Genomic DNA, 24,712 nt, shown 5'->3' with positions numbered 1-24,712 from the left:
TTAACTATATCAATTTCCTATCTGTTTATTTCCATCCCACAGGGCAGCGCCTCCCCAGCTGCCATCCGATCCCCTGTAACTGTCTCGTACAGCCGGAATCCGCCGGAAAAGTTTCTGCAGTCAAATCCCTCCTGAACCAGGATCCGGTATGCAATATAGCTTCTCAGCCCGCTCTGGCAGATGATGTAAACCGTTTTATTTTTATCCAGCTCAGAAATCCTGTCACGAAGCTCATCTACCGGAATATTGATAAATCCTTCAATATGTCCTCTTGCATACTCTCCCGGGGTTCTTGCATCCAGAAGAATCACGCTTCCGTCCCTTGGAAGATTTTCCACATCCTCTGTAAAAAACTGCTTCAGTCTTCCCTCTGCAATATTCTCGATCATAAAGCCTGCCATGTTTACAGGATCTTTCGCGGAAGAATACGGAGGCGCGTAAGACAGATCCAGTTCCTTCAGCTGAAGAGCTGTGATGCCTGCATACATGGCAGTTGCAAGCACATCAATCCTCTTATCCACACCGTCATAGCCTATGATCTGCGCACCCAGCAGCTTATATGTTTTCTTCTCAAAAATCACCTTCATGGTCATGACTTTTCCGCCCGGATAGTAGGAGGCATGGCTGGCAGGGGACAGATAAACCTTATCATAGTCAATTCCTGTCTGTTTGGCAGTGCGCTCGTTAATTCCGGCGGAAGCTGCGGTCATGTCAAAAACTTTGATCACTGAAGATCCCAGTGAACCGGGATAGCGGCTGTCTCCTCCACAGATATTGTCTGCTGCAATGCGGCCCTGCTTATTTGCCGGACCTGCAAGGGATATCAGAGCTTTTTCTCCTGTAATGTAATGCCTTACTTCCACAGCATCGCCTGCTGCAAAAATATCCGGCGCTGAGGTTTCCATACGATCGTTTACCACAATGCTTCCTTTGATACCAAGCTCCAGTCCCGCCTCTTTTGCAAGGTGAGAATCCGGCGCAACGCCGATCGCAAGGATTACCATATCTGCCTCCAGAGGCTGCTCGTCCTTCAGAAGCACGCGGGTTCCTTTCTCGCCCTTTTCAAAGCCTTCCACCGTATGTCCAAGCATCAGCTTCACACCCCTGCTTCTCATTTTTGCATGTACAAAAGCTGCCATATCTCCGTCAAGAGGATTCATAAGCTGCTTTGGTCTCTGAACTATGGTAACGTCCAGTCCCAGCTCCCGAAGATTTTCCGCAAGCTCCAGGCCAATATATCCGCCTCCGGCAAGCACTGCCGACTTTGGCTGATTTTTCTCCACAAACTCCCGGATTTTCAGAGTATCTTCTACTGTACGAAGGGTAAAAAGATTGTCCAGATCTGTTCCGGGAAGCTTCGGCCATACCGGTTTTGCTCCAGTGGAAATGAGAAGTTTATCATAGACCTCCTCAAAGCTTTCCCCTGTATTCAGATTTTTTACTGCAACTGTTTTTCTCTCAGGAAAAATCCCTGTCGCCTCATGCCGCACCTTCATGGTGATCTGGAAGCGCTTCCAGAAACTTTCCGGAGTCTGAAGAGTCAGTTCTTCCTTATTCTGGATCACACCGCCAATATAGTAGGGAAGTCCGCAGTTTGCATAGGAAACATAACCTGACTTCTCAAAAACAATAATCTCTGCCTTTTCGTCCAGCCTTCTGATTCTTGCTGCTGCAGTGGCTCCTCCTGCAACGCCTCCGATGATAACAACCTTCATTTTATCTTTCCACCTTTCCCCGGTAGCTGTTAATACCTCCAAGATTTGTAACCTTTGCATATCCCATCTGCTGAAGCTGCGCCACTGCCATACGGCTTCTTGCTCCGCTTAAACAATATACAAAAAGCGGCGCGGCCTTATCGATCAGCCTTTCCACCTTCTGAATTTCCTGAAGAGGAATATTCCAGCTTCCCGGAACTCTTCCCTCCAGATATTCCTCCTGAGTTCTTACATCAAGAAGAACTGCATCCTTTGTGTTTTTGTAAGTCTCAATTCCTTCATTAAAATCCGGTCCTTTAAAGAAATCAAATAATCCCATTCTGTTTCCTCCATCTTTCCTGCAATAATTTATCTGATCTGCCTTTCAGCCTGCTCATCTGTTTATACTGATACGTTTTTACTCTTATATTGCTCCGGTCAGGTTCGCGCCATTCCATCCACGCTTAACACTACGCCTGTAATATAAGAGGCCTCATCCGATGCAAGAAACACAAATGCATTGGCAATATCTTCCGGCTGTCCCAGCCTTCGAAGGGGAATCTGTGCGATCATAGGCTCGATCACGCTCTTTGGCACAGCCTTCATCATATCTGTTTCCGTAATTCCCGGCGCCACTGCATTGACGCGAATTCCCTTTGGACCAAGCTCCCTTGCCAGAGAAACCGTCAGTCCGTTCACTGCAAATTTAGAAGCCGGATAAGCGATCCCGCTTGGCTGTCCGTAAAGACTGACCATAGATGAAGTACTCAGAATTACACCGCTGCCTCTTGCAATCATACACTCAGAAGCAGCTCTGGTGGCATTAAACACACCTTTTACATTCAGATCCATTACTTTGTCAAAGGCTTCCTCTGTATACTCCACAAAAGGAGTGCTCTCTGATACTCCTGCATTATTCACAAGAATATCTACACATCCATATTTCGCAGTTGCTTCCCTGAATTCGTTTCTCACACTTTCCAGACTGCTGAGATCAGGGCTGATGCCTGCCACAGTCCTGTCCGGATATTTTTCCTTCAGACTTTCCACTGCTTTATCTGCTGACTCCTGAGAACTTGCCGCCAGAATGACTGTTGCTCCCTCTCTCAGAAATGCATCTGCTGTGGCATATCCGATTCCTCTGCCTCCGCCTGTGATAATTGCTACTTTATCTTTTAACCTCATATAGGATACCTCCCTGTTGTTTATGTCTGTATCATACTCTTTTGGAAATATCCTGTCTGTGATAATGTCACCATTGGTTTCAGGATGTATCAGGAGGCTTTTATAATAATACAATATTTTTAAATAACCAACTGAAACAGCAATACCATCAGAGGCATTGTAAGTACTGCCGCCAGAGTCGTCATCACACCGATTGCACTTGCATACTCCGAATCATTCCCATAAATCTGGCTCATCTGTGTCACCGTAGATGCTGCCGGTGTTGTTACTGCAAGAAATACTATCAACAGAATCTGCCGCCCTTCTGCATGAGTTCCAACCAGCCTGCTGATCTTCAGAATCAAAAGAGAAAATACCGGTACAGCAATCAGTCTCAGGCCTGTTACCAGATAGGCTCTCTGATTCGTAAATATTTTTTTCAGATCAGCGCCTGCCATCAGCATTCCAATTACAAACATGCTTGCCGGGCCTACCATACCAGATACTGATTCAAAGGTTTCTGTCAGTAATTTCGGAAGATGAATATTCATAAAAAACAGAATAACCGCAATCATAACTACAATAATATTGATGTTTGTAAAAATCTTTTTTAAATCAATTCTTTTTTCCCTGCTTAATTCTTTTTTGCAGTGTGTCCAGAAAAAAACAATTTGAATACTCATATATACGCAGGCATATAGGACCCATTCCTCTCCCAAAATAAACGTCACCAGTGGAATAATTAAATTGCCGGCGTTGGAATAATAAACAGACATCCTTTCCACTTCATTCAGTTTCAGAAGTCTCCCCAATAAATTTACTGCAGGAAGCGTTACAAGCATAAGCAGCAGAGATGTTACAAATGCAAGAAAAAGTCCGCTGGCCTTTTCGGGAGAATATTCTACCTGAAATGCATTCATAATAACGCAGGGAACGATCAAATAGAGAACCATGGCAGAAAATACCCTGCTGTCTTCTGATTTTAAAATACCCACCTTCACAATCATATATCCCATAAAAATCATAATGAATAATTTTATAATCTGCTGCATCAATAATAAACTGAGTTCCATGTGCTCCCCCTTCTGATAAAGTCTGATTTCCAGGCCAGTGTCTCTCCTTTATTTTATAATAGCTTATTTAAAATGTAAAAGCTTTTTCTTTATATGAAAACTGACACTATATGACATCACATTTATATATTTCAAGTATCTCTTTTCAATAACCGACACAACAGGAATATCCCAACCAAATCACCACTCCATACCTTTGCGTTCCCAGCTATGTGCATCTGAGGAGACTGCGTACCTGCTGATTTATGATCAGGCACATGATATAAATATTTTTACAGTATAATACAATAACCCCTATCCATTCCGGATAGGGGTTATTCTCCTACAAACTCACTGTTTGTTATTCTTTTCCTCCAAAAGCTTTTTTAAACGCTGAATTTCCGCTTCGGCTGCTTCTGTTTTCTTTCGTTCCATGGCAATGCCCTGTTCAATTCCTCGCTGAATCAGCTTATCTGATTCCAGTTCCAATACCTTTCCGCCCATCACATCACCAAATCCTTTCCTTACTTTTTCTTTGTCTCTGAACACATAATCTGCGATCCGGATGATCAGCTCAACCGTTTGTAACCGGCCTCCCTCCTTTATCATATCACAGGATTGATTATTACCCTTTTATTATAAACGAATCATGGGAATTTATAAAGCAAAAACGTAACTGTCCACACAGCAGCAAACCGTGTAAACAGTTACGTAAAAACAACTCTTTTTCCTCTTTGTATTTCTATCTTCTACGACACTCTCCCATTTTCCATTTCATACATTACATCCGCCACATTCATGGTAGATTTCCTGTGTGAAACAAGAACAACAGTCTTTTTATCTGCCTCTTCACGAAGTGATTTTAATATAATGCCTTCATTCAGTGAATCCAGGTTTGAGGTTGGCTCGTCCATAAGGATAAAAGGCGCGTCATGGAGAAAGGCTCTGGCTATTCCTATCCTCTGTTTTTCTCCTCCGGAAAGTGTGTCGCCCAGCTCTCCCACCTCTGTATCATAGCCTTTGGGAAGGCTCATAATAAAATCATGAACCGACGCTTTTTTTGCAGCTTCCATAATTTCCTGTCTGGAGGCGCCGGGTTTTCCCACTGCAATATTGTTTGCTATGGAATCATGAAATAAATGTGTTTCCTGTGTTACATAGCTTTCCGTATCTCTCAGACTGCGTGTGGGAATCCCGCGCACATTGGCTCCGTTTACAGAAACCTCACCTGAATCTGCATCCCAGAACCTCATCAGAAGCTTCAGAAGTGTAGATTTACCACTTCCACTGGCTCCATGTATTCCCACAATTTTACCGGCCGGAATTTTAACAGAATAATTCCTGAGAATTTCTTCTTCCTCATAGGAAAAGGTTACATGGGATGCTTCTGCCCCGGCAAATAGCATCTGTGCAGAGCCCTTATGGAAAGTGTTTTCCTGTTCTTTCCCCAATTCATGAAGGTCCTTTTCTCCCTCATAAATTTCTTCTACCTGAGGTTTTTCTTCCAGAACGGACAGTACCCGTTCTCCACTTGCCAGCGTCTGATTCAGATTATTGGACAGGTTTGAAAGCGCTATCACCGGGCCAAAGGAGCCCATCATGGCTATGGTACAGATAACCACTCCGTCAAGATCTACCGTCTGTTTTCCATAAAGATACAACATAAAAAACAACATTCCAAAGGATGCCAGAAGAATCACCAGATTTGTGACAGATCTCTGCCCGCCCTCCATGCAGCTTAGTTTTTTCTGCTTTTTAATCAGCTCCGCAGATTTTTCTTCCATCTGTATTTCACGATTTTTACCCTGACCATACTGTATTGTCTCATCCAGTCCTCTGAGAGAATCCAGCACATAGCTGTTCAGCTCACCGAATTTCGCGCGGAACTCCATTCCGGTATTTCCCCCTCTGCTCCCGTTCCACAGAGGAATAAAAATACCCACAATCAGATAAGCGCACAGCGCAAAAATCCCTGCTCCCACATGATAGCTTCCCATAAAAAATACCATCATAAAAGAGGTAAGAGCTGCAATGGCTGCAGGTGAAATGGTATGAGCATAAAAGACTTCCAGAAGCTCAATATCTGTGGTAATAATAGAAATCAGATTTCCCTTATCCCGTCCTTCAAGCTTTGCCGGACAAAGCCTTCGCAGTGCCGCAAATACTTTATGACGGATAATTGCCAGCAGCTTAAATGCAATAAAATGATTGCAGTACTGTTCCGCATAATGAAGGATTCCACGGGCAACAGCCAGAACAATCATTAAAACAAAAAGATTCTGTGGCGTCATTCCCGCAAAAAGCCCCTGGCTCATTGCTCCCTGAGTGCCTGCTGCATGGCCTAGCCCCTGAATAAGTATCTGCCCTGCAAGTATTGTAAGAAAAATCGCGCAAAGATACCCGGCAGTTCCCAGAAGGACTGCCAGAATCATAATGTGGATCAGAGGCTTTACCAGACCGATCAGGCTTCCCATAATCTTCAGTGCGCTTCTGCGCCTGTCCGGCAGGACCCTTTTTTCTGATATATCATAGCCAGTATTCATACTCTTTTCTATCATCTGCCTTTCTGCAAAAGGACTCAACAAGGTCATAAAACCTTCTTTATCCCTTCACTTTTAATTTTTATCCTTTGATTCTTTGGTAAAGAATTGTTTCTCTTTCCGGTCTGCGCCCATTACTTCAGAATTTCCTCTCCTGGGATTACTGTAATTTTCAAGCTCCATCTGTCCCTTATAAAGTTTCCCATAAGTTCCGTCAAGAGCCAGAAGTTCTTTATGTTTTCCCTGTTCACATATTTTTCCGTCCTTCATCATATAGATACAGTCTGAATCCACTACATTTGCAAGCCTGTGGGAAATCAGGAGAACTGTTTTTGTCTGTGAAAGCTGGCGTATTACTTTCATAATAAGCTCTTCACTTTCTGCATCAATATTGCTGGTCGCTTCGTCAAAAACATACACCGGCGAGTCATGAAGCAACGCTCTGGCAAGAGCCAGTCTCTGACGCTGGCCTCCGGAAAGGTTCTCCGCCTGCTCCAGAAGCTCTGTTTTCACTCCCTTTTGTCCGTCCAGAAATCCCAGAAGATTTACTCTGGCAAGAACCTCCCTCATCTCCGATTCCTTGGCATCCGGTTTTGCCATACGGAGATTTTCCTCTACAGTTCCCTTAAAAAGATAACTGTTATGGCGGATCAGAGTAACATTTTTCATCAGAGCTTCCTCGGAAATCTCTTCCAGGGCAGTTCCATTCACAGTAACAGAACCGGAAAATCCCCGATTTCTCCCTGCCAGAATACCTGCGATAGTACTTTTTCCACATCCGGATTCTCCCACAAGGGATATAAACGCTCCTGCCGGCATATCAAGATCAATCCCTGCCAGGATTTCCCTGTCCTTTTCATAAGAAAAATGCACGTTCCGGAACTGTATTTTCATCTTTTTACCTGTTATTTCTTCCTGGTTTACATCTTTTATAGCTTCTGAAGCATGTAAGCTTTCTTCCTTTAATCGAAAGTTCGCATTCCTTTTCTGACCTTCAGCTTTATCTCCTGAATTCTGGCTGATCTTTGTTTCCGGAATATCCAGAATAGCAAAAATCTTATCGCTGGCAGCCATTCCGTTCATTGCAATGTGGAAAAATGACCCCAGAAGTCTCAGAGGAATAAAAAATTCTGATGCCAGAAGAATAATTGTCAGGGCTCCGGCAAAGCTTAATGTGCCTGCCAGAAATTCAGATGCTGCCACGATCATTCCAGCCGCAGCGCCTCCGTAGGCCACGATATCCATCACACTTGTGGAATTTAGCTGCATAGTCAGAACCTTCATAGTAATCCTGCGAAATATCTGAGCCTCTTTATCCATTTCTTTTGCTTTCATCTCATCTGCCTGATAAATTTTAAGAGTGGTCATTCCCTGAAGATTTTCCAGAAACGAATCTCCAAGTCCTGTATAAATACTCCAATATCGGTTCAAAAGTCTTTTTGCAAGCTTTTGTACTGCCACAATAGAAACCGGAATCAGAGGCACACAGATCAAAAGTACCGCGCTTGCCCGAAGGCTTATGTGCATCAGCACAAAAAATAGTGTCAGAGGCGCCAGGAGGCTGTAAAAAAGCTGAGGCAGATACTTTCCAAAATAAATTTCAAGCTGTTCCACTCCCTCTGTACACACCTGCATCACCTCTGAGGTTGAAACCTGTTCATGATAGGAAGCTCCCAGACTGAGCATTTTCCGGTAAATCCTTTTGCGAAGAACCTGCTTTACATCCACGCTTGCCTGACAGGATGCCCGGGCTGCCAGTTTTTCGCAGATAAAACGGACTGCCACACAGATTGTCAGCACAATAAGTGTCTGGCCCATATAAAGGCCATTTGTATTCTGTCCCTGTATAAAAAACATTTCTTCTTTTTTACTTTCCAGAAGAATTGCTGCCTGCCCCAGAAGTCCTGCAATGGAAAAAACTGCTCCTATCTGTGCAAGAAGTGAAATCCACTGCCAGAATATGTTGTATACAATATACTTTTTTGCATGGGACAAAAGTCCTGTAAGCCTTGTGTCGATCATTCTGTATGTCTCCTTTTTCTATTATCAAAAATGCTCTGTGCTCTTCAGTCTTTTACTTTCTTCAAAGCCTGTTTTTTACTGCTTTGTCTCTGTGGGAATCGTTCTGATCCTCATAAAAAAGTAAAAAACATGAAATACCCACACTGCTGCCAGACAGATTCTTCCTGCAGGCACATCCTTCATCATAAGAAAGCCAATTGCCATAATTCCGGAAACCATTCCCATGATCCTTAGTTTTGTTCTCATAGTCATAGCCCTTTCTCTGACAAAACTGTCCAGATTCTTTTTATACAGAGTGGTTCCGATAAACCAGCCATGAAGCTTCCTGGAGCTTTTTGCAAAACAGAAAACAGTTGCCATATAAAAAGGCACAGTTGGCAGAAAAGGTAGCAAAACTCCTGCGGTTCCCAGTCCCAAACATAAAAAACCTGCCGTTATCCAGAATATTTTTATTGATTTCTTCATATACCAGACCTTTCCGCCGCTTTTCTGTACACAGTGCAGCTGTTCTCCTACAAGACAATCCCTCTGTCTTTCATACTGCATTTTTTTACAGTTGTCCCGGCTGTTTTCAATCATTATTTAGTAAGTCTAATCTAACTTAAATATGTATACCACAACTAACTGTAAGTTGTCAACAACTTTTATATTGCTAACCATAACTGAGCAAATACAAAATTTTCACAATGGAATCTTTGATATGCGGATACCAAAAAGCCTTAAACTCTGGCTATGCATCTCATAAAAACAAAAGAGACATCTCAATTACGAAATGTCTCTTTGTCGCTGCTGTATCAATGATTATCTCAGATATTCTGCCAGTACATAAACTCTGGCTTTTGTCAGTTCCGATCCCTTTAAATTTTCCAGCATAGGCTGCATGCTTCCGCCTGCTGCCTCACGGCCTGCCGCTGCCACAGCTGCCTCCTTTTCTTCAATCCAGGCAATCTCTTCATCTGTAAGCTGCTCCATTGTATCTGCTGGAAGAATAGTCTTTAATCTTCCCCAGATAGAATTCAGCTCATCATCCCAGAGCTTATAAAGCTCACCTGACAATATATTGATATCTGCCTGCGCCAGAGCGCTGTCTATCCTGCTCTGAAGCTCTGCTGCCTTTGATTCTGTTTCTGTCAGCTCTGCATCAATATCTGAAGTCTCCTCAGTCACCGGAGCCGAGCCTTCTTTTACTGCACTGGAAAATCCCTGCTGGGCAGCCTCATTATAAAGTCCGATAAATGGCAATGAAGTTTCCTGAAGATTTGCCAGATCCAAATATCCAACCCAGCTTCGGTATCCTTCGGGAAGCTCCGCTATGGGCGCTCCCTCCATGTAAAACAGTATATTCTCTGCATTATCCAAACCATAAGGTTCGCTGTACATATTTTTTATTCCCTCAATAATTTCCTCTGTACCCGGTTCCTGTTCACACTGAAGAGTCTGAAGCTGAGCTGAATATGTATACTCATTTACCTGAACCGGCTCTGTAAACTGTCCTGAAAAATTACAGACATATCGTGTTCCGCTAGGGTATTCTTCCCCACGACTTCCCATATCTGTGTCATGATAATACCCCTCAAAAGTTCCATCCTCATTGATTGTCAGAACTGTTGACCACGCACCGGCCCCACTGCAAAACAAAAACTCCCGATTTGCCACATCCTCATAGGAAAATCCTCCATCTGCCAGTACCGTATCTGTCTGTGTTACAGATATCAGCCCTGCGGCGCAGATAAGTGCTGCCAGTCCTGCTGTTTTCTTTCTCATACTCTCTTTCCTCCTGTTTTTCATTTATGATAAATTTTTATTTAGTACAGAAATATTTCCGTGTCCCCTTTCACCTCATTCTTCCTGTCCCAAATCAGATGATCCGAAAATATCTGTTCTATTCACACAGACTCTTACTGTACTTCCGTATTTCTTTGTCTCTGATGCAATTTATCGCTGTACTTTCAGCATTATTTTTACGAAAGCTATAAATTCACCTTTTTATTGAATCCCTGCCTGCTATCCTGATTATATCAGCATTGTCATACTTTTTCTACCGTGAAACCCAACTGATTATACATTCATGTGCCGTTATATAAAAATGCTGCTTACTCCGTTCCCGGAAATCTGGTCAGAATCCCTTTCCATTCATCTTCGGCTATGTCATTTTATCCTGTATATCCCGTTTTTTTGCATATATGCCCGAACACCTGGCAGAATAATATCCCGTGGACAATAAATAATATTCTCCTGTTTTTACAGTGGTGTTATACGCCGGGAAATGATACAATAAACCTAATAAAACCAATAAGGAGTCCGGCTATGGATTTTACAAAAGCAGCTCACGTTTTTCAGGAATATTTAAAAGATTATGATCAGAATAACGATAAAGTCCGTCTGAAGATCGTCCATACTTATGGTGTGGTAAAGCAGGCGGAAGAGGTATGCCGCCGGAGAAATCTGGATGAAGAAACTGTATCCCTTGCCAAAATCATTGCTCTTCTCCATGATATCGGACGGTTTGAGCAGTTAAAACAATTTGACAGTTTTGAGCCAACAACCATGGATCATGCCGCCTATGGCGTGCAGATTTTATTTGAGGAAGGAATGATCCGTCGTTTTATGCCGGATGATCGCTGGGATGAAATCATTCGCACTGCCATTGCAAAACACAGTGATTTTGTTCTGGAAGGAGTTTCTGATCCCTGTGCGCTTTTCCATGCCCGGCTTATCCGCGACGCAGATAAACTGGACAACTTCCGGGTAAAGCTTGAAGATGATCTGCTCACCTTTATGGGAATGCCCGGCGAAGAGATTGGAGCCCTTGAAATCTCCCCAAAGGTTTATGAAACAGTATTCCGCAGCAGCACCATTCTGTCCGCTGACCGGATCACAAAAATGGATTACTGGGTATCCTATCTGGTTCATATCTTTGACCTGAACTTTAAGGAAAGCATGGACATTGTTGCGGAAAACAATTATATTGAAAAACTGGTTCACAGAATCCCGTATACCAATCCTGTCACTGCCCGTCAGATGCAGGAAATCCAAAAGCATGCGCAGGAATATATAAAAAAATTTAAAGGGGTGTAAACACCCCTTTAAAATTCCTGTCATTCTGATAATACTTTCTGTTTTTATTCTGCTTTCGGATATTTATTACAAAAGAGACAGTATGTCGGCTCGTCTTCCTCAATTTCCGGGAATCTTCCGAAAAGAAATGTTTACTTCTTATACTTCCATTTTCCTGCCAAAACAGATACTCCTACTATCAAAATTGTGTATATAATTGAATCTCCTAAAACTGTAATTCGCAGAGCCATACTCACCGCAAGTAAGCTGCTGTACCCAAAAACTAATTGTCTTGACCTTTTTCTGTAATACCTGCTGTCTGCCTTTAATAGAGGATGTATCGGATTATCTGCAGGAGAAAACAAGGCGATCACACAAATGAAGCATATATAAATCATAAGTATACTATCTGGTGAAAATACATTGATCTTTCTTACTAGCATTGCAATATTCACGATTCCTACAGAAATCATACAGCATTTTATTTCTGTATCAGCATGATAACCGCCTGCATATGGGCGCAAAAAATATATTTCTAAAAAGACCAAGATACTAAAACAAAATTCGTGCCATAAAACACCGGATATTGCAATTGCAAAAAAATTTAATAGTATCCAAAAAAACTGATTTAAACCATACTGAATAATCTCCTTTTCGTTCTGATTTTCACATATTTGATTTGATATTGTCCTACTCCATTCACTTATCATTCATTTTTCTCCCCCCCCCCCAAATGTCACACCTTTAAAAGTTCCTAGCCCAATATCCTCCATTAAAAACTCTGTTTTTCATATTTTACAGATTACCCCGTCTTCCATTTCATAAACCTCATCGCAAAGAACATCAATATCTTCCCGATTATGACTGGCCAGAATAATCAGTTTATTTTCTTCTTTCATTTTTAACAGAAGCTCCCTGATCTCTCTCACTCCATTTTTATCCAAGCCATTCATAGGTTCATCCAGAATCAAAATTCCCGGATCTTCCATAATGGCCTGCGCAATGGCAAGTCTCTGGCGCATGCCCAGTGAATATTTTCCAACAGGACGCTTCAATGTGGGATCCAAACCGACTTTTCTGAGAACAGAATAAAGATATTCTTTGTTCTTTTTGTTGCGCAAAGTATAAAGAAATTCCAGATTATGATATCCACTCCATGTCCGCAAAAAAGCCGGTTCCTCAATAATAATCCCCGCATCGGTCAGCATATCCTTATCTTTCCCCATAACCTTACCATTGACAGTTATGGTTCCTTCATCGCAGGAAAGAAAACCACAAATAGATTTAAACAAAACAGTCTTTCCAGAACCATTATGTCCAACAAGTCCATAAATTTTGCCACTCTGACAGGAAAGAGAAACATCCCTCAAAACTTTGTTATCTTTAAAACTTTTACTTACATGAGATACTTCGATCGCATAATTCTGTCTGTCCATATATTTTCCTCTGTACAAGTTATAATAATAAAAATTCAGTCTTCTTTGCTAAATAAAAACTCCACATTATTTACACGCCATATTATCAATATGCTGAATATTAAAATCCCAATACATAATGCGCATACAATATAAGTCAGTGAAGGTCGTGTATAATAATTATACATTTTTGTCCCTATATTAGTTGTTTGTATCCAGCTGACCGGAGCAAATGCAGATATCTTTTGAATCATTGCAGGATTTGCATTATGAACAAGATAAACCATACTGATCATTGCTACCGCCGCTGCTATTGCCCAGTAGCGATTCAATATTAAACAAATTGCGAACATAAAAACACCTGTAAATGCAATTACGAAAGTACCAATAAACAATGTCAAAATAGTCAGTTCCTGTGGTGAATACTTTTGTATAGCGGAATATGGCACTTCAAATAAAAAACCATAATGTGCAGATGCATTTGTCAAAGCAACGGTATGCAACAGTTTTCCCCATTCCAGTTTCCATTCACAATGTCTGATGATCCACAGTATACTGACAGATAAATGAAAAAACATCAAAAATAATGACTGAAAAATAATTGATACAATCTGCCCGATTGCCCATCTTTTTCTCCCTATACGCACTATTTGATACATGTAATAATGTTGCATAAAAGGTACGTCTGAAAACATGTATACTACCCCTAGCATAAATAAAAAAATAAAATATATATTAGAAAACAGAAATGGCAACAGCCATGGTGTTGATGGATATTTCACGTCCTGCGAAAATTTAATCACTGGCTGAACATAAATATAAAGGATATAAGTTTCTAAAATCAAAAGTGTATACATTCTGCTCTGCCGGAGTTTCTGTAAAAAAATTTGAATTGAATAATGTAGTTGTTTCATGCTTTTATATCCTTTTCTTTAATCTGATATAACTTATTCCACATAGAGCCATAGTCGTACAAAGACTCAGCCCCAGCGCCCACAGAAACATTTTTCTATCGTCTCCAAACATTTGATACCTGGCATCAAAAACGCTTTGAATACTCCACATACTGTTTTTTTCTGTAAGTTTTACAGAAAACTCAGTAATTGCCTGGTAACAAAATACAGGAACGGACAGAACCAGTAAACGATTGGTTATGTATAAAGAAGCAAATGCTGCTGCTTGTGAAAGGCTTCCTGCCAGCATCCCCCATTGTAATCCGTACGAGACAAGCCATAATACATATCTGTTTTCTTTAATCAGCCAGGCATATCCCCCTGATGCTGCCAACTCTTTACAAATCTGAACGTCCGCCCATGGCATATGCAAAGAACAAAGAATGCCAAACACTCCACATCCTGCTGCCATAACCACTACTGAGGATAAAAATATTGTTGCTGCTTTAGAAATTACATAATGTTTCAATCCACCGCGTATTACAGAATAACGAATATACCCGTTTTCCAATTCATCACTATAAACTGTTCCATAGGAAAACGCACAAAATACAAACGCAAGTAAGAATCCTACCCCATATGTCCCATATAAAAAATTAGAAATAACTGTTGTCTGTATATTTCCACTGATTGAAAAAAATAATGCAACCGTTACCCCTATTATCCCCATGTAGGTTTCTTTCTTTATAAATACTCTTCCTATATCTGTTAAAAAATATCCTCTGCCTCGGTTTGATTTTATCAAACAACCACTTCCTCTCCTGTCTGCGCATCCAGAAATGTATATAGTGTGGTTTCGTACTCATTTTCTGTTTCACTATCTGTACCTTTTTCGTGAATTTCAAATAACCATACCGGACGTAATTCATAATCTTCCACACCTATTGCGACAGGCATATAATATAACTTCGCACGGTTTACATAATAAGATGCAGATGTCAGTAGATTCCCATATTTATCCGATATCTTTTCTGCTAATTTATCAAATTCCAGCAAACTCACTTTTCCCCCCGATTCAGTAATACTATATACCTTATTTACATATAATCCCTCCACTCCTCTGGAAGAATACACCGCCTGAACAGGTCTGTTTGTAACTCCATCATCTGGAAACGTCTGATTTCCATAATAAATTGGCAGCCCTTCATATACCTGTTCTGCAAAAAAATAATAACAGTCGTCTTCTTTATTCCATTCCCGTGGTTCACTTATAGAATTATCGCCTGCCTTGTCTGCTATAATTTCCTGTTGCTGCATAGTCTCTGCATCCAGGGCATAATATTTATAATTTGTTTCTCCTAATTCATACCCGCATCTATTGATCATATCAACAATGTACTGAAAAGCATCCTCCGAACTGATATAACTAAAATTATTTTCTTGACTATAATTGTCTGCGTTAAAAACGTCTGTTTTTTCAACACGAAATACATTCAAAATATCATCAAAAAACGGAGTTGTATAAGTTAGTATCGTATCCAGGTTCAAGGTACTTCCATCTTCAAGCGTATAATAACTGATATCTACTGTTTTCCCTTTCCACTCAATACTTGATATATCTTGATCAACTATTGCAATATCAGCAGCAATTTCCGATATAGCCTGTTCAGATTTTGGATACTGCAATTTGGCAGTTCCTGTTTTTATTTTTGAAAAATCAAGTTTCTCTGGGACTTCAATATTTGTTTCAAATGTCACACCATTCTGTTTATTTATATATTTTTCTGGAAAAATATTCTCAGATGCCATAACCATATTTTGTGATATTAATGGCATAAACAAACACACATAAAGAACAGCCATAAAAATTTTTTTATAATTCATTGCACAACCTCCCTTGTTAAAAAAAGGAGGATATATTCCTCCTTTTTCTGCCATTGAACGGATTACGGACAATAATATCCTTTTACAGTCACACGCTTACTCTGAGCCTCTGATTTCATATAATAATATTCTCCTCCAGGAGCTGTCATATTATATTGAGCACTCTGACGTATTCCTGCTGTAGTACTTACCAAAAACTTTTGTCCCGAATAAATATACTCTTTGTCCAAATTATACGATCTTACATAAATCCCTGCTTTATCAGCACTAAATTCCTGGCCTCTAAAATAGGCAAATGTATCTCCATCATCTGTTTTCCTCTCTCTCTTTGACAATGGATCCTGAGACCCGGTTCCACCAACCGTAACGGTAAACGGTATTGTTCCTGCATGAACTGTGGAACTACTACAAATCAACGTTGTAGCTAAAACCGCTGCACATAATAACTTTTTCATCATTCGTCCTTGCCCCTTTCATTCATTTTATTTAATTGTTTTACTGTCTGTGGAAGTTCAGGCTGATATCCCAAGAAAGGACAGGTTGTATTGGCATCTCTTACGGCTATCCTCTTTGCTATGTACCTCAATACCTTGTTCCCATTTGTAGAAGTTCTCTTATCCATTGGCTTACACCTCCCTTTAAAGTGATTGAATTGTAACATACAATTATTGACTTTTTACATGATTGTCAAAATTCGCCCATGTTTTTGTCAAAATCAGCCTCTGCTTTTTATATACAAAAAAAGAGACTCATCATAAGTCTCTTAGTTTTTGATCTGCGACATATACAAAAGAACCTGAACGCAAAATCTATCAGATGTATAATCTGTTTTAATTTCTCCTCCATTGGCAAGAACCACTTTTTTTACATTTTCTAATCCGATACCATGTATTGCAAGTTCTGTCTGAGTTGTCTGCAGTCCATTTTTCTTTTCAAGGATTTTTCCTGAATAGCTGTTTTCTATAAAGATTAATAACACCTCCTGTTTTATTTGCATTTTTATGGTCAACAACTTTTCCTCCGACTTACTGGCTTCTCTTACTGCATTGTCTACTAGGTTTCCCAAAATAACACAAATATTAAAATTATTGAAATATAGATCTTCCGGAATATTTATCTGAACATCTACCTGATTCAGCGTACTGTTTGCTTTCTGTAGCATGTAATTCAATACTCCGTCTATTTCCCGGTTTCCTGTAGTTGAATATTCTTTTGGATTTAGCATAAATTCCTTCATACTGCTTAAATATTTTATCATGTCGTTATTATTATTTTTTTTAGCCATTGCAGATAATTCAATGATATGATGTTTGATATCATGTCTCAATGCTTTCACCCGCTCTTCTGATTCTCTGGCTACATCTAACTGATAAGAATAAACTTCCAGCATCTGTTTAAATACCTGCTCATTCATACGTGCAGAATAAAATTTAAGCAATGAATGATACAGATAAAAAATGAGAATATTAATAAAAAGAAGTGCCAGTGCTGCAAAAATAACAATTCCTTTTATTTCATGTACAGTAATAACCAGATAATATATGTATACAATACTGATAACAGGAACCATTAAAAGCGCAATCATATTTAATGTCGGTAATGTAATTTCTTGTTCTGATTTTGTTGTCCTCTGGATAATAATCGCAATCAATAATAGGATAAAGCTTGTGATACATTCATACACCTGATTTACCGGCTGTCCTGGCATGTATTTTGTCAAAGATAAAATGACAATACTGTCAACCAAAGCATTAATCACGTATATGACAAATACAGCCAGACATTTTTTTGTTTTCTTTATACGGTATGGTAAAAAGATTAAAAAAAGGCTTGCTATGTTTGACAGGATATTCATAGCCGGAGAGAAAAAAATCAAGCTTATCACACTTGTCCATGCCCAGCCTATAATGTATAAAATAAAAATATGATTCCACTTGCTCTCCTCTTTTTGCACAAAAATACCAACAAAATATTTCAACGCGTAAAAACGCAGTGCATTTGCCAGCAACGCTATAATACTATTAAATATTTTCAAACTCATCAGCAGCACTCTCCAAAATCTTTCTCCGTACATCTGCACGATTAATTTTACTTATATTCAGTACGTCTCCATTCAACATTTTTACCCACTCGTATGTAAATCCCTTTACATAACTTTTATTCACTAAATACGATTTATGTATTCTCAGAAAAAGATTTTCCGGAAGTTTTTCTTCTATTTCATTTAATTTCCCATAAAATGTCCTGACCTCTTTTTTCATTACAATATTAATTTTTCTTCCATCACTTTGAAAATACAAAATATCTTTATACAAAATGCAATATGTGCTGTTTTGAACTTGAAACTTAAATTCCGCACTGTTTTTTCCCGATATACGACAGATGTTGTCCAAAACATGGTATATCTTCGCCTGTTCTATGGGCTTTACCAAAAAATCAAATGGACGATTTTGAAAAAGCTGTAATGCATAATTCTCTTTTGAAGAGATATACACCAAAAATATATTCTCTTCTTCAAGAACCTCTCTTATATATTTGCCAACCATAACTCCATCTTTCCCTGGCAGCTCTATATCCAGAAAAAGAATATTTATTTTCTCTCTTTTCAAATAATCCAGCAAAATATCCCCTGAATAGAAAACCTCTGTCACAAGGGGAACTCTTTTCTCTTTCGCATATTTTAATATGATCTCTTCCAGCTCGGAACATGTACTTTTTTCATCATCACAGATTATAGCCTTCACTATTTTCCCTTCCTTTTTTCAGTTATATGGAAGTATATTTCGCAGTCTCTTCCACATTATCTTTATAAATATTATAACCTCTCCTTTTTGTTGAATTCGTATCTGTCCTCCTGATTATATCAATATTGTCATGCTTTTTCTACCGTGAAGTCAATCTGATGGTACATTCATATGCCAACATCCTGTCTGTAAAATTACTGTTTATTTTGTCCACACTTATAGTGTGGTAAAATCATTCGTACTGTCATTGCCAGACACAGTGATTTTGTTATTGAAAAACTGGTTCACAGAATCCCGTATGCCAATCCTGTCACTTCCCGTCAGATGCAGGAAATCCAAAAGCATGCGCAGGAATATATAAAAAAATTTAAAGGGGTATGATCCACCCCTTTAAATTTATGTCTGTATTCTGTTTTACCGGATATCCCACACACTTCTGAGCTTCAGGCCTTCCGGTTTTCCACGAAGGATCTCTACTGTTCTGCTGTCTCCGTTCAGATCAAAGTAATTATCTGACAGTACCAGATCCTCCTGTTCATTGAGGATTTCCACGCTTTTTGCATATACCGGCGAAGATACCGTAATCTGATTTCCCTCCACCTTGCAGCTAAGCTCAGGATTTTCATACCGGAAATATTTCGGATAGGAAAAAATCACAGTTCCTTCTGAAATACACTTTCCATTTTCCCAGGCTTTAAAGCTTACATACTGAGTAAATACATCAATTTCCGGCAGCTCCTCTTTAGGAAGCCATACACTTTCCAGAGCCGGAACCTGAATCATTGCCTGCTCTTCTCTTAGAATCTCCGACGCCGCATTTCTCACATACCACTTCACCAGAATTTCTTTATCTCCTAAGGTTTCATTGGTGACGTTCAGATGAATGGACTTTTCAAACTGAAAATGCTGACGGTTCATATTCGCCTCCTGGGTCAGCCAGCTCTCTTCCTGACAGGAGATCATTACCGGGGCAAAAAATCTTTTTGCGTAATAATGAAGCGCTTTCCAGCGGCCGGTGTAGTCAATGGAGGACCAGGAAATTACAGGCCAGCAGTCATTCAGCTGCCAGTATACTGCTCCCATACATCTTCCTCTGTTTCTTCTGAAATGCTCCACTCCATAGCGGATAGCGTCTGCCTGAAGAAGCTGGGAAGCATAGATCACCGTATCGAAATCTCCGGGATACCGGTAGGTCTGCTGCATGTAATTCATGATCTTTCCGTTTGCGCCGTAATTCCTCTGATGCTTTTCCATAATATAGGAAAACAGATTCCAGTCATCCGGATCATCGCTAAATGTCTCAATAGTCTTTTTGGAAGGAAGAGCCTGAAAACCAAACTCGGATGCATAGCGGAAAAAGTGCTTCCTGTACTCAGAAAACGGACGGTTTCCATGCCATACCTTCCAGTAATGAACATCGCCTCTGTCCGGATCATTGGGATTGTCAAAGGAACCTCCGGAGGACGGGCTTGCCGGCCAGTAAAAGGTTTCCGGATCATATTCTCCTAAAACCTCGGGAATAATCCTCTCATACATAAAAAGATAATCCCGCACCTCTGAAGCCTTTGTGACCCAGCACCTTTCGTCCACAAACATTTCCATTTCATTATTTCCACACCACAGGCCAAGAGATGCATGGTGACGAAGTCTTTTTATATTATCTGCAAATTCTTTTCGGATATTTGCCTCAAATTCCGGCGTAAGCTCATATACAGAGCAGGCAAACATAAAATCCTGCCACACTACCAGACCAAGCTCATCACAGATATCAAAGAACCAGTCGTCCGGATAAAAGCCTCCGCCCCATACACGGATCACATTAAAGTTCGCAAGCTTACAGTCTTCCAGAAGCTTTCTTGTCTTTTCTTCACTTCTTCTTCCCAGAAGATGCTCTTCCGGAATATAATCAGCACCCATGGCAAAAAAAGCTTTTCCATTGACCTCATGGGCAAAGCTTTCCCCATACTGGTCCTTTTGGCGCTGCATAGTCATAGTCCTAAGACCGATCCGCTTTTTCCAGGTGTCTTCCACATTTCCTTCATACAAAAGCTGCACCTGTACCTGATAAAGAGGCTGATTTCCAAGTCCGTTAGGCCACCACAGCTGCGGATTTTCAATAACCAGCTGACCCTCTCCCTGAGGAGAAAGAACTGTTTCATATTTCTGTCCGTCAGGAGCTGTTACCAGAACCCTCCACTGGTATTCTCCCGGCATTTCTCTGATACAGTCTCCTTTAAACTTCAGAGTACAGTTATTTTCCTCATGCTGCTGTCTGATATAAACACTGTCAATCCTTCCATGAGAAACGCTGCACAGAAAAACCGGACGGAAAATTCCGGCATCCGGAAGATGCGCTCCCCAGTCCCAGCCAAACATGTAATGGGCCTTTCGAAGATGCATGAACCCTTCATATGTATCGTCATTTCCGATATTTCCATATTTTTTGTAGGCCTCTGCAATAAATTTCAAAGGAGAATGGAATACTACCTTCAGAGTATTTTCCCCGGACAAAAGAATGTCCTTTACAGAATATTCCCATATGCGGTGCATGCTTTCCGCATTTCCAAGATGCACATTATTCAGATAAATGTCCGCAACGGTATCCAGTCCCTCAAATCTCAGAAATACGCTGGAAAGCTCTGATGTTTCCTCTCCCTGAAAAGTACACTGATATTCATAATCCTTTTCCATAAGGCTGCAGATGGCATCCTCATTGTCCTTCCAGTAAGGATCCTCCATGTTCCCGTTTCTCAGAAGATCGGTATATACTGTCCCGGGAACTCTGGCTTCCTGCCACTGTGAATCCTCCACACAGCGCATGGTCCAATTCTGGTTTAATTCTCTTGCTCTCATAGTGTCCTCTGGTTCTTTTTATTCTGCTTTCGGATATTCATTACAAAGAAGGCGGTATGCAGGCTCGTCCTCTTCAATTTCCGGGAATCTTCCGATAGGCTCATAGAAACGATTGTCGTTTTCGTCATCATTACACATGGAAACCTCGCCAAGAAGCACTGCCCCTGTTCCTTCTTCCACATGGAAGTCATGATACATGTAAGGATAAACAGTAATGCTCTCTCCCGGTGTCAGGCGGATCTGTGTTCCTGCCTTCACTGTAAATTCTCTTCCGTCACAATTTACAGTAACGTCTGTGTCTGCAAACTGTCCGTCCTCTGTGGAATTATAAACAGTGATCAGAACGTTTCCGCCACCGCGGTTAATGATGTCTTCCATTTTGTTCCAGTGGAAATGCATAGGAGCCATCTGTCCTTCGTTTACCATAAGAAGCTTTTCTGCATAAGTCTTTGTATACTTATCCATTTTAAGGTTTCCATTTCTTAAAGTAATCAGTGCAAATCCTACTTCATCGAATTTTCCAAGGCCATAATCTGTAATATCCCAGCCCAGCATATTGTCTCTGATCTCATCATATTCATGACCTTTTTCATTCCAGTCCTCCGGTGTCCATTTGCAAAAAGGAGGAAGCTGAAATCCGTGATCCTTTATCAGCTTTTCCATATCTTTGATTACTGCATTAATCTTACTTCTTTTCATGTCCTATTACTCCTTTTTTCCTGCCAGGGCCTGCGCCTCTTCTTCTGTACGTACAAGCTCTTCTTCCTCAAGAATTGTAATCACAAGCCTGTTGTTTTCTCTGGCAAATGGTTTGATTGTGTGAAGATTGCCGTTTTCTTCATGATACGCTCTTCCATATACGCTGGAATTTGCAGGCTCCAGACCTACTACATAGTCTCCGGACGCCAGGGATTTCCATTCCATAAAATACGGAAGATTTTTTCTGTTAAAATCCAGCCGGATTCCAAATCCGGTTTTTTCGTTGATCACAGCAGCAAAAGTATTTCCTTCTCCATCTTCTGCCAGTTCATGAAGAAATACATACTCCGGTTCCCGATCCTTCGGTGCTTCCATTATACAATATTTTTCTGTAAAGGGGGCGGCAGCTTCATCTCTTGGTGTTACTTTTTTTGTAGGAAGAATAATTTTTGTTCCTTCTTCCAGAAGCGGATAGCCAACATTAAAATGATACAAAAGCATCGCGGGTTCTTCCCGGAAGCCCTGATTTTCTATTTCATCCTCAATAATGATCTGCTTTCCCGGAAAAATGGTGGAAATCTTTCTTTTCAGCACCAGATTTTCTCCGAAAAGCTCTGCCTCCCGCATCTCTCCGCATACGGAAAGATGGTATTCATCTCCCTCCCAGCATACCTTTTCGCCGGTATGCTCTGCCGGAGTTGTACGAATTCTTCCGTGCATGGGATATTCCCTGTCTCCGATGTAAGGAGCGCAGATGTTTTCCAGTCCGCAGGTAAAAATCATTCCTCCCATGATGCTTCTCTGGGCTTCCTGCCCGTTAGTATCATAGTGGTTTCTTCCCTGAAGCCCCGGCTTGGAAAGAAAGCTCATATTGATTCCCTTATAGGAAAGCTCGCTGATATCCAGCCCTTTATCTTTCATAACCGTAAATCTTAAAGGGCCATTTTTAATCTGCCAGCCGTTCATTCCTTTTGCTCTGCCTTCCTGATAGGATATTTCTCTTATTTCTGCAATCTGGCTCATATGGCCTACGTGTCGGAGTATATCCTGTTTTTTCATTGTCTGCGCTCCTCTTTCAATTAACTTTTTATTTTTATATGTTATTATTTACTTGCCTTCCACTCGTCAATCTGAGACTGCATTTCCTCAATAACCTTGTCTACACCTGTTGCATCAAGCTTATCAAGCAGCTTCGGAAGATATTCATCCGGATCTACGCTTCCTGTGTACAGAGATTTTCCAAACTCATCCAGAATGTTTCTGAATCCGGCTACCTCTGTTGCCACAGGCTCCAGATTAAAGTCAAATCCAAAGGATGGCGCCTCCACAGATTCGTCATTAAACTCCTTAAAGGTTGCCCATTTGTCAAGAGGTTCATTGTCCATTACATAAGTGTTGAACAGACCTCCCTGTACCCAGTAAGGAGCAGAGTAATCTTTCTGTTTTTCCGGAATCAGTTTTGCCTTGTAGTCATAGATATAATCTTTGCCTTCTGCTGCAGCCTTTTCCTCTTCAGAAACTTCAACCTTTTCCCAGTGAGTTCCCTCAATACCATAGTTCAGCATGTTTCTCAGTTCCTGGTCTGTATTGATCAGGTTCAGAAGCTCCATTGCCTTTTCCGGATGCTCGGAGTTTTTGTTGATGGCTGTCAGAGCTCCACGGGCAGAAGCATTGGTGATCTGAGTATCCATGATCTGAGATGCAACTACCTCATAGCCAAGGTCTTTTCCCCAGGTAAGCTCTGCATATGGCTGTCCGTCACCTTTTGTTACAAAACGTTTGATCGATTTGTCATCAGAAGCTGTTGCCGCATCCTTGTTAATATATCCTGCAAGATAATACTCGCGCATGGTCTTTAAGGTAGACTTCATTCTCTCTGTCTCAAATACATTCTTTACAGTCAGTGTGTCATCACCGTATTCAATTCCGATAGGATCCTGGATCTTGTCCATATAAGTAGGAGCTGTATAGTCCTTTGTCAGATACAGCGGCACTACATCCGGCTCGTTTTCCTGGATAAGCTTCAGGTATGGTTCCAGGTCCTCAAGAGTATGGATATCCTCATATGGAATGTCATACTTGTCTACATATTCTTTTGTAAATACCCACATCGGGCAGTTTCCGATTTCCTTTTCACTTGGAACACCGTAGGTCTTTCCTCCTACCTTTGCAGCCTCCCAGAAGCGCGGATCAATGCTGTCATACATTTCCTTGCCTTCTTCTTTCAGAAGATCATCCAGTTCCAGGAAAGCGCCCTTCTGTGCGTTCTGGAGGTAATCGTTTGCCCAGGAGCAGGTAAAGCACAGATCCCACTGGTCGCCTGTATTGATTACAACCTGCATTTTCTGGTTGTAGTCTCCCCAGCCTACTTTTACTACATTTAATTTTACACCGATTTTGTCAGCCAGATATTTATTTACTTCATCAAATACCATGTTGTCATCTGCCTGAGCGTCTCCCACCTGATACCAGGTAAGCTCAACGATCTCTTCGCCGTTTTTATTTGTTTCTGCTTTGTCTCCGCAGCCTGTCAGCATTCCTGCAGTAAGAACTGCTGCTGTTCCAAGGGCTGCCGCCTTTTTTATATATCCACGTTTCATCTTTATAATCTCCTGTTTTTTATTGGTAGTGTCAAAAACTATCTGTTTTTATTGTTCTAAAATCCTTTAAAACCTTGAATTACAGGAGGTTTACA

The 24,712-nt window shown here is 40.7% G+C and carries 23 protein-coding genes; 1 reads left to right on the top strand and 22 read right to left on the bottom strand.

The features are described 5' to 3' along the window. Window positions 1-17 precede the first annotated feature (17 nt). The 9 genes from NSA57_RS08605 to NSA57_RS08565 all read right to left on the bottom strand — a co-directional run bounded on the left by NSA57_RS08605 (window position 18) and on the right by NSA57_RS08565 (window position 10,236). Window positions 18-1,715 (bottom strand): FAD-dependent oxidoreductase, encoded by a 1,698-nt coding sequence (locus tag NSA57_RS08605; RefSeq protein ID WP_257464583.1) that lies wholly within the window; start codon window positions 1,713-1,715, stop codon window positions 18-20. Window position 1,716: 1 nt separating this feature from the next. Continuing rightward, complete coding sequence (locus tag NSA57_RS08600; protein WP_022068856.1) at window positions 1,717-2,034, bottom strand: rhodanese-like domain-containing protein; 318 nt, start codon at window positions 2,032-2,034, stop codon at window positions 1,717-1,719. A 98-nt stretch (window positions 2,035-2,132) separates the two neighbouring features. Further along, window positions 2,133-2,879, bottom strand: coding sequence for an SDR family NAD(P)-dependent oxidoreductase (locus NSA57_RS08595; RefSeq protein WP_257464582.1), 747 nt, complete (start codon window positions 2,877-2,879; stop codon window positions 2,133-2,135). 119 nt (window positions 2,880-2,998) lie between these two features. Next, entirely contained in the window at window positions 2,999-3,931 is a 933-nt protein-coding gene (locus tag NSA57_RS08590) for an AEC family transporter (protein ID WP_173753385.1), read from the bottom strand. A gap of 330 nt (window positions 3,932-4,261) precedes the next feature. Further along, window positions 4,262-4,519, bottom strand: coding sequence for a hypothetical protein (locus NSA57_RS08585; RefSeq protein WP_257464581.1), 258 nt, complete (start codon window positions 4,517-4,519; stop codon window positions 4,262-4,264). A 140-nt stretch (window positions 4,520-4,659) separates the two neighbouring features. Beyond that, a complete protein-coding gene (locus NSA57_RS08580) occupies window positions 4,660-6,468 on the bottom strand; it encodes an amino acid ABC transporter ATP-binding/permease protein (protein WP_257464580.1) in 1,809 nt (602 codons plus the stop codon). A gap of 57 nt (window positions 6,469-6,525) precedes the next feature. After that, window positions 6,526-8,472: an ABC transporter ATP-binding protein/permease gene (locus tag NSA57_RS08575; RefSeq protein ID WP_257464579.1), complete on the bottom strand. Its 1,947-nt coding sequence runs from the start codon at window positions 8,470-8,472 to the stop codon at window positions 6,526-6,528. A gap of 75 nt (window positions 8,473-8,547) precedes the next feature. Next, entirely contained in the window at window positions 8,548-9,018 is a 471-nt protein-coding gene (locus NSA57_RS08570) for a YbaN family protein (RefSeq protein WP_330671318.1), read from the bottom strand. Window positions 9,019-9,273: 255 nt separating this feature from the next. Further along, window positions 9,274-10,236 carry a lysozyme inhibitor LprI family protein gene (locus NSA57_RS08565; protein ID WP_257464578.1) on the bottom strand — a complete coding sequence of 321 codons (963 nt, stop codon included), beginning with the start codon at window positions 10,234-10,236 and terminating at the stop codon, window positions 9,274-9,276. A 543-nt stretch (window positions 10,237-10,779) separates the two neighbouring features. Between NSA57_RS08565 and NSA57_RS08560 the strand changes: the two genes are divergently transcribed. Then, a complete protein-coding gene (locus tag NSA57_RS08560; RefSeq protein WP_173753379.1) occupies window positions 10,780-11,550 on the top strand; it encodes an HD domain-containing protein in 771 nt (256 codons plus the stop codon). A 131-nt stretch (window positions 11,551-11,681) separates the two neighbouring features. Here NSA57_RS08560 and NSA57_RS08555 read toward each other — a convergent pair whose 3' ends face one another. The 13 genes from NSA57_RS08555 to NSA57_RS08495 all read right to left on the bottom strand — a co-directional run bounded on the left by NSA57_RS08555 (window position 11,682) and on the right by NSA57_RS08495 (window position 24,617). Beyond that, the gene (locus tag NSA57_RS08555) at window positions 11,682-12,239 is read right to left on the bottom strand and encodes an accessory gene regulator B family protein (RefSeq protein WP_257464577.1); all 558 of its coding nucleotides are present in this window, start codon (window positions 12,237-12,239) and stop codon (window positions 11,682-11,684) included. A gap of 78 nt (window positions 12,240-12,317) precedes the next feature. Further along, window positions 12,318-12,965, bottom strand: a complete 648-nt coding sequence (locus NSA57_RS08550; protein WP_257464576.1) for an ABC transporter ATP-binding protein — start codon at window positions 12,963-12,965, stop codon at window positions 12,318-12,320. Between the two features lie 35 nt (window positions 12,966-13,000). Further along, window positions 13,001-13,858, bottom strand: coding sequence for a hypothetical protein (locus NSA57_RS08545; RefSeq protein ID WP_138270883.1), 858 nt, complete (start codon window positions 13,856-13,858; stop codon window positions 13,001-13,003). Window positions 13,859-13,862: 4 nt separating this feature from the next. Further along, on the bottom strand, window positions 13,863-14,642 hold the full coding sequence (locus tag NSA57_RS08540) for a hypothetical protein (protein WP_257464575.1): 780 nt from the start codon (window positions 14,640-14,642) through the stop codon (window positions 13,863-13,865). Then, window positions 14,639-15,721, bottom strand: coding sequence for a hypothetical protein (locus tag NSA57_RS08535; RefSeq protein ID WP_257464574.1), 1,083 nt, complete (start codon window positions 15,719-15,721; stop codon window positions 14,639-14,641). The genes NSA57_RS08540 and NSA57_RS08535 overlap by 4 nt, the downstream gene beginning before the upstream one ends. Before the next feature lie 62 nt (window positions 15,722-15,783). Continuing rightward, window positions 15,784-16,179, bottom strand: a complete 396-nt coding sequence (locus tag NSA57_RS08530; protein ID WP_138270880.1) for a hypothetical protein — start codon at window positions 16,177-16,179, stop codon at window positions 15,784-15,786. Beyond that, a complete protein-coding gene (locus tag NSA57_RS08525) occupies window positions 16,176-16,343 on the bottom strand; it encodes a cyclic lactone autoinducer peptide (RefSeq protein WP_022068834.1) in 168 nt (55 codons plus the stop codon). The genes NSA57_RS08530 and NSA57_RS08525 overlap by 4 nt, the downstream gene beginning before the upstream one ends. 141 nt (window positions 16,344-16,484) lie before the next feature. Further along, window positions 16,485-17,762 (bottom strand): GHKL domain-containing protein, encoded by a 1,278-nt coding sequence (locus tag NSA57_RS08520; protein ID WP_257464572.1) that lies wholly within the window; start codon window positions 17,760-17,762, stop codon window positions 16,485-16,487. Next, on the bottom strand, window positions 17,743-18,465 hold the full coding sequence (locus NSA57_RS19610; RefSeq protein WP_257464571.1) for a LytR/AlgR family response regulator transcription factor: 723 nt from the start codon (window positions 18,463-18,465) through the stop codon (window positions 17,743-17,745). Before NSA57_RS19610 ends, NSA57_RS08520 begins: the two co-directional genes overlap by 20 nt. Before the next feature lie 414 nt (window positions 18,466-18,879). After that, window positions 18,880-21,318 carry a beta-mannosidase gene (locus tag NSA57_RS08510; RefSeq protein ID WP_257464570.1) on the bottom strand — a complete coding sequence of 813 codons (2,439 nt, stop codon included), beginning with the start codon at window positions 21,316-21,318 and terminating at the stop codon, window positions 18,880-18,882. 18 nt (window positions 21,319-21,336) lie between these two features. After that, entirely contained in the window at window positions 21,337-22,017 is a 681-nt protein-coding gene (locus NSA57_RS08505) for a D-lyxose/D-mannose family sugar isomerase (protein WP_257464569.1), read from the bottom strand. A gap of 6 nt (window positions 22,018-22,023) precedes the next feature. After that, window positions 22,024-23,076 carry an aldose 1-epimerase family protein gene (locus NSA57_RS08500; protein WP_257464568.1) on the bottom strand — a complete coding sequence of 351 codons (1,053 nt, stop codon included), beginning with the start codon at window positions 23,074-23,076 and terminating at the stop codon, window positions 22,024-22,026. Window positions 23,077-23,120: 44 nt separating this feature from the next. Next, complete coding sequence (locus NSA57_RS08495; protein WP_257464567.1) at window positions 23,121-24,617, bottom strand: ABC transporter substrate-binding protein; 1,497 nt, start codon at window positions 24,615-24,617, stop codon at window positions 23,121-23,123. Window positions 24,618-24,712 lie beyond the last annotated feature (95 nt).

The organism is Blautia caecimuris, assembly GCF_024622975.1.
Lineage (GTDB): Bacteria > Bacillota > Clostridia > Lachnospirales > Lachnospiraceae > Blautia_A > Blautia_A caecimuris.
Note: the sequence above shows the minus strand (reverse complement) of the source record. Positions and strands in the feature narration are given on the sequence as shown.

Coding starts and splice junctions, on each gene's coding strand:
- NSA57_RS08605 (WP_257464583.1), bottom strand. CDS start 1,715: ATGAAGGTTGTTATCATCGGAGGCGTTGCAGGAGGAGCCACTGCAGCA.
- NSA57_RS08600 (WP_022068856.1), bottom strand. CDS start 2,034: ATGGGATTATTTGATTTCTTTAAAGGACCGGATTTTAATGAAGGAATT.
- NSA57_RS08595 (WP_257464582.1), bottom strand. CDS start 2,879: ATGAGGTTAAAAGATAAAGTAGCAATTATCACAGGCGGAGGCAGAGGA.
- NSA57_RS08590 (WP_173753385.1), bottom strand. CDS start 3,931: ATGGAACTCAGTTTATTATTGATGCAGCAGATTATAAAATTATTCATT.
- NSA57_RS08585 (WP_257464581.1), bottom strand. CDS start 4,519: ATGATAAAGGAGGGAGGCCGGTTACAAACGGTTGAGCTGATCATCCGG.
- NSA57_RS08580 (WP_257464580.1), bottom strand. CDS start 6,468: ATGATAGAAAAGAGTATGAATACTGGCTATGATATATCAGAAAAAAGG.
- NSA57_RS08575 (WP_257464579.1), bottom strand. CDS start 8,472: ATGATCGACACAAGGCTTACAGGACTTTTGTCCCATGCAAAAAAGTAT.
- NSA57_RS08570 (WP_330671318.1), bottom strand. CDS start 9,018: ATGCAGTATGAAAGACAGAGGGATTGTCTTGTAGGAGAACAGCTGCAC.
- NSA57_RS08565 (WP_257464578.1), bottom strand. CDS start 10,236: ATGAGAAAGAAAACAGCAGGACTGGCAGCACTTATCTGCGCCGCAGGG.
- NSA57_RS08560 (WP_173753379.1), top strand. CDS start 10,780: ATGGATTTTACAAAAGCAGCTCACGTTTTTCAGGAATATTTAAAAGAT.
- NSA57_RS08555 (WP_257464577.1), bottom strand. CDS start 12,239: ATGATAAGTGAATGGAGTAGGACAATATCAAATCAAATATGTGAAAAT.
- NSA57_RS08550 (WP_257464576.1), bottom strand. CDS start 12,965: ATGGACAGACAGAATTATGCGATCGAAGTATCTCATGTAAGTAAAAGT.
- NSA57_RS08545 (WP_138270883.1), bottom strand. CDS start 13,858: ATGAAACAACTACATTATTCAATTCAAATTTTTTTACAGAAACTCCGG.
- NSA57_RS08535 (WP_257464574.1), bottom strand. CDS start 15,721: ATGAATTATAAAAAAATTTTTATGGCTGTTCTTTATGTGTGTTTGTTT.
- NSA57_RS08530 (WP_138270880.1), bottom strand. CDS start 16,179: ATGATGAAAAAGTTATTATGTGCAGCGGTTTTAGCTACAACGTTGATT.
- NSA57_RS08525 (WP_022068834.1), bottom strand. CDS start 16,343: ATGGATAAGAGAACTTCTACAAATGGGAACAAGGTATTGAGGTACATA.
- NSA57_RS08520 (WP_257464572.1), bottom strand. CDS start 17,762: ATGAGTTTGAAAATATTTAATAGTATTATAGCGTTGCTGGCAAATGCA.
- NSA57_RS08510 (WP_257464570.1), bottom strand. CDS start 21,318: ATGAGAGCAAGAGAATTAAACCAGAATTGGACCATGCGCTGTGTGGAG.
- NSA57_RS08505 (WP_257464569.1), bottom strand. CDS start 22,017: ATGAAAAGAAGTAAGATTAATGCAGTAATCAAAGATATGGAAAAGCTG.
- NSA57_RS08500 (WP_257464568.1), bottom strand. CDS start 23,076: ATGAAAAAACAGGATATACTCCGACACGTAGGCCATATGAGCCAGATT.
- NSA57_RS08495 (WP_257464567.1), bottom strand. CDS start 24,617: ATGAAACGTGGATATATAAAAAAGGCGGCAGCCCTTGGAACAGCAGCA.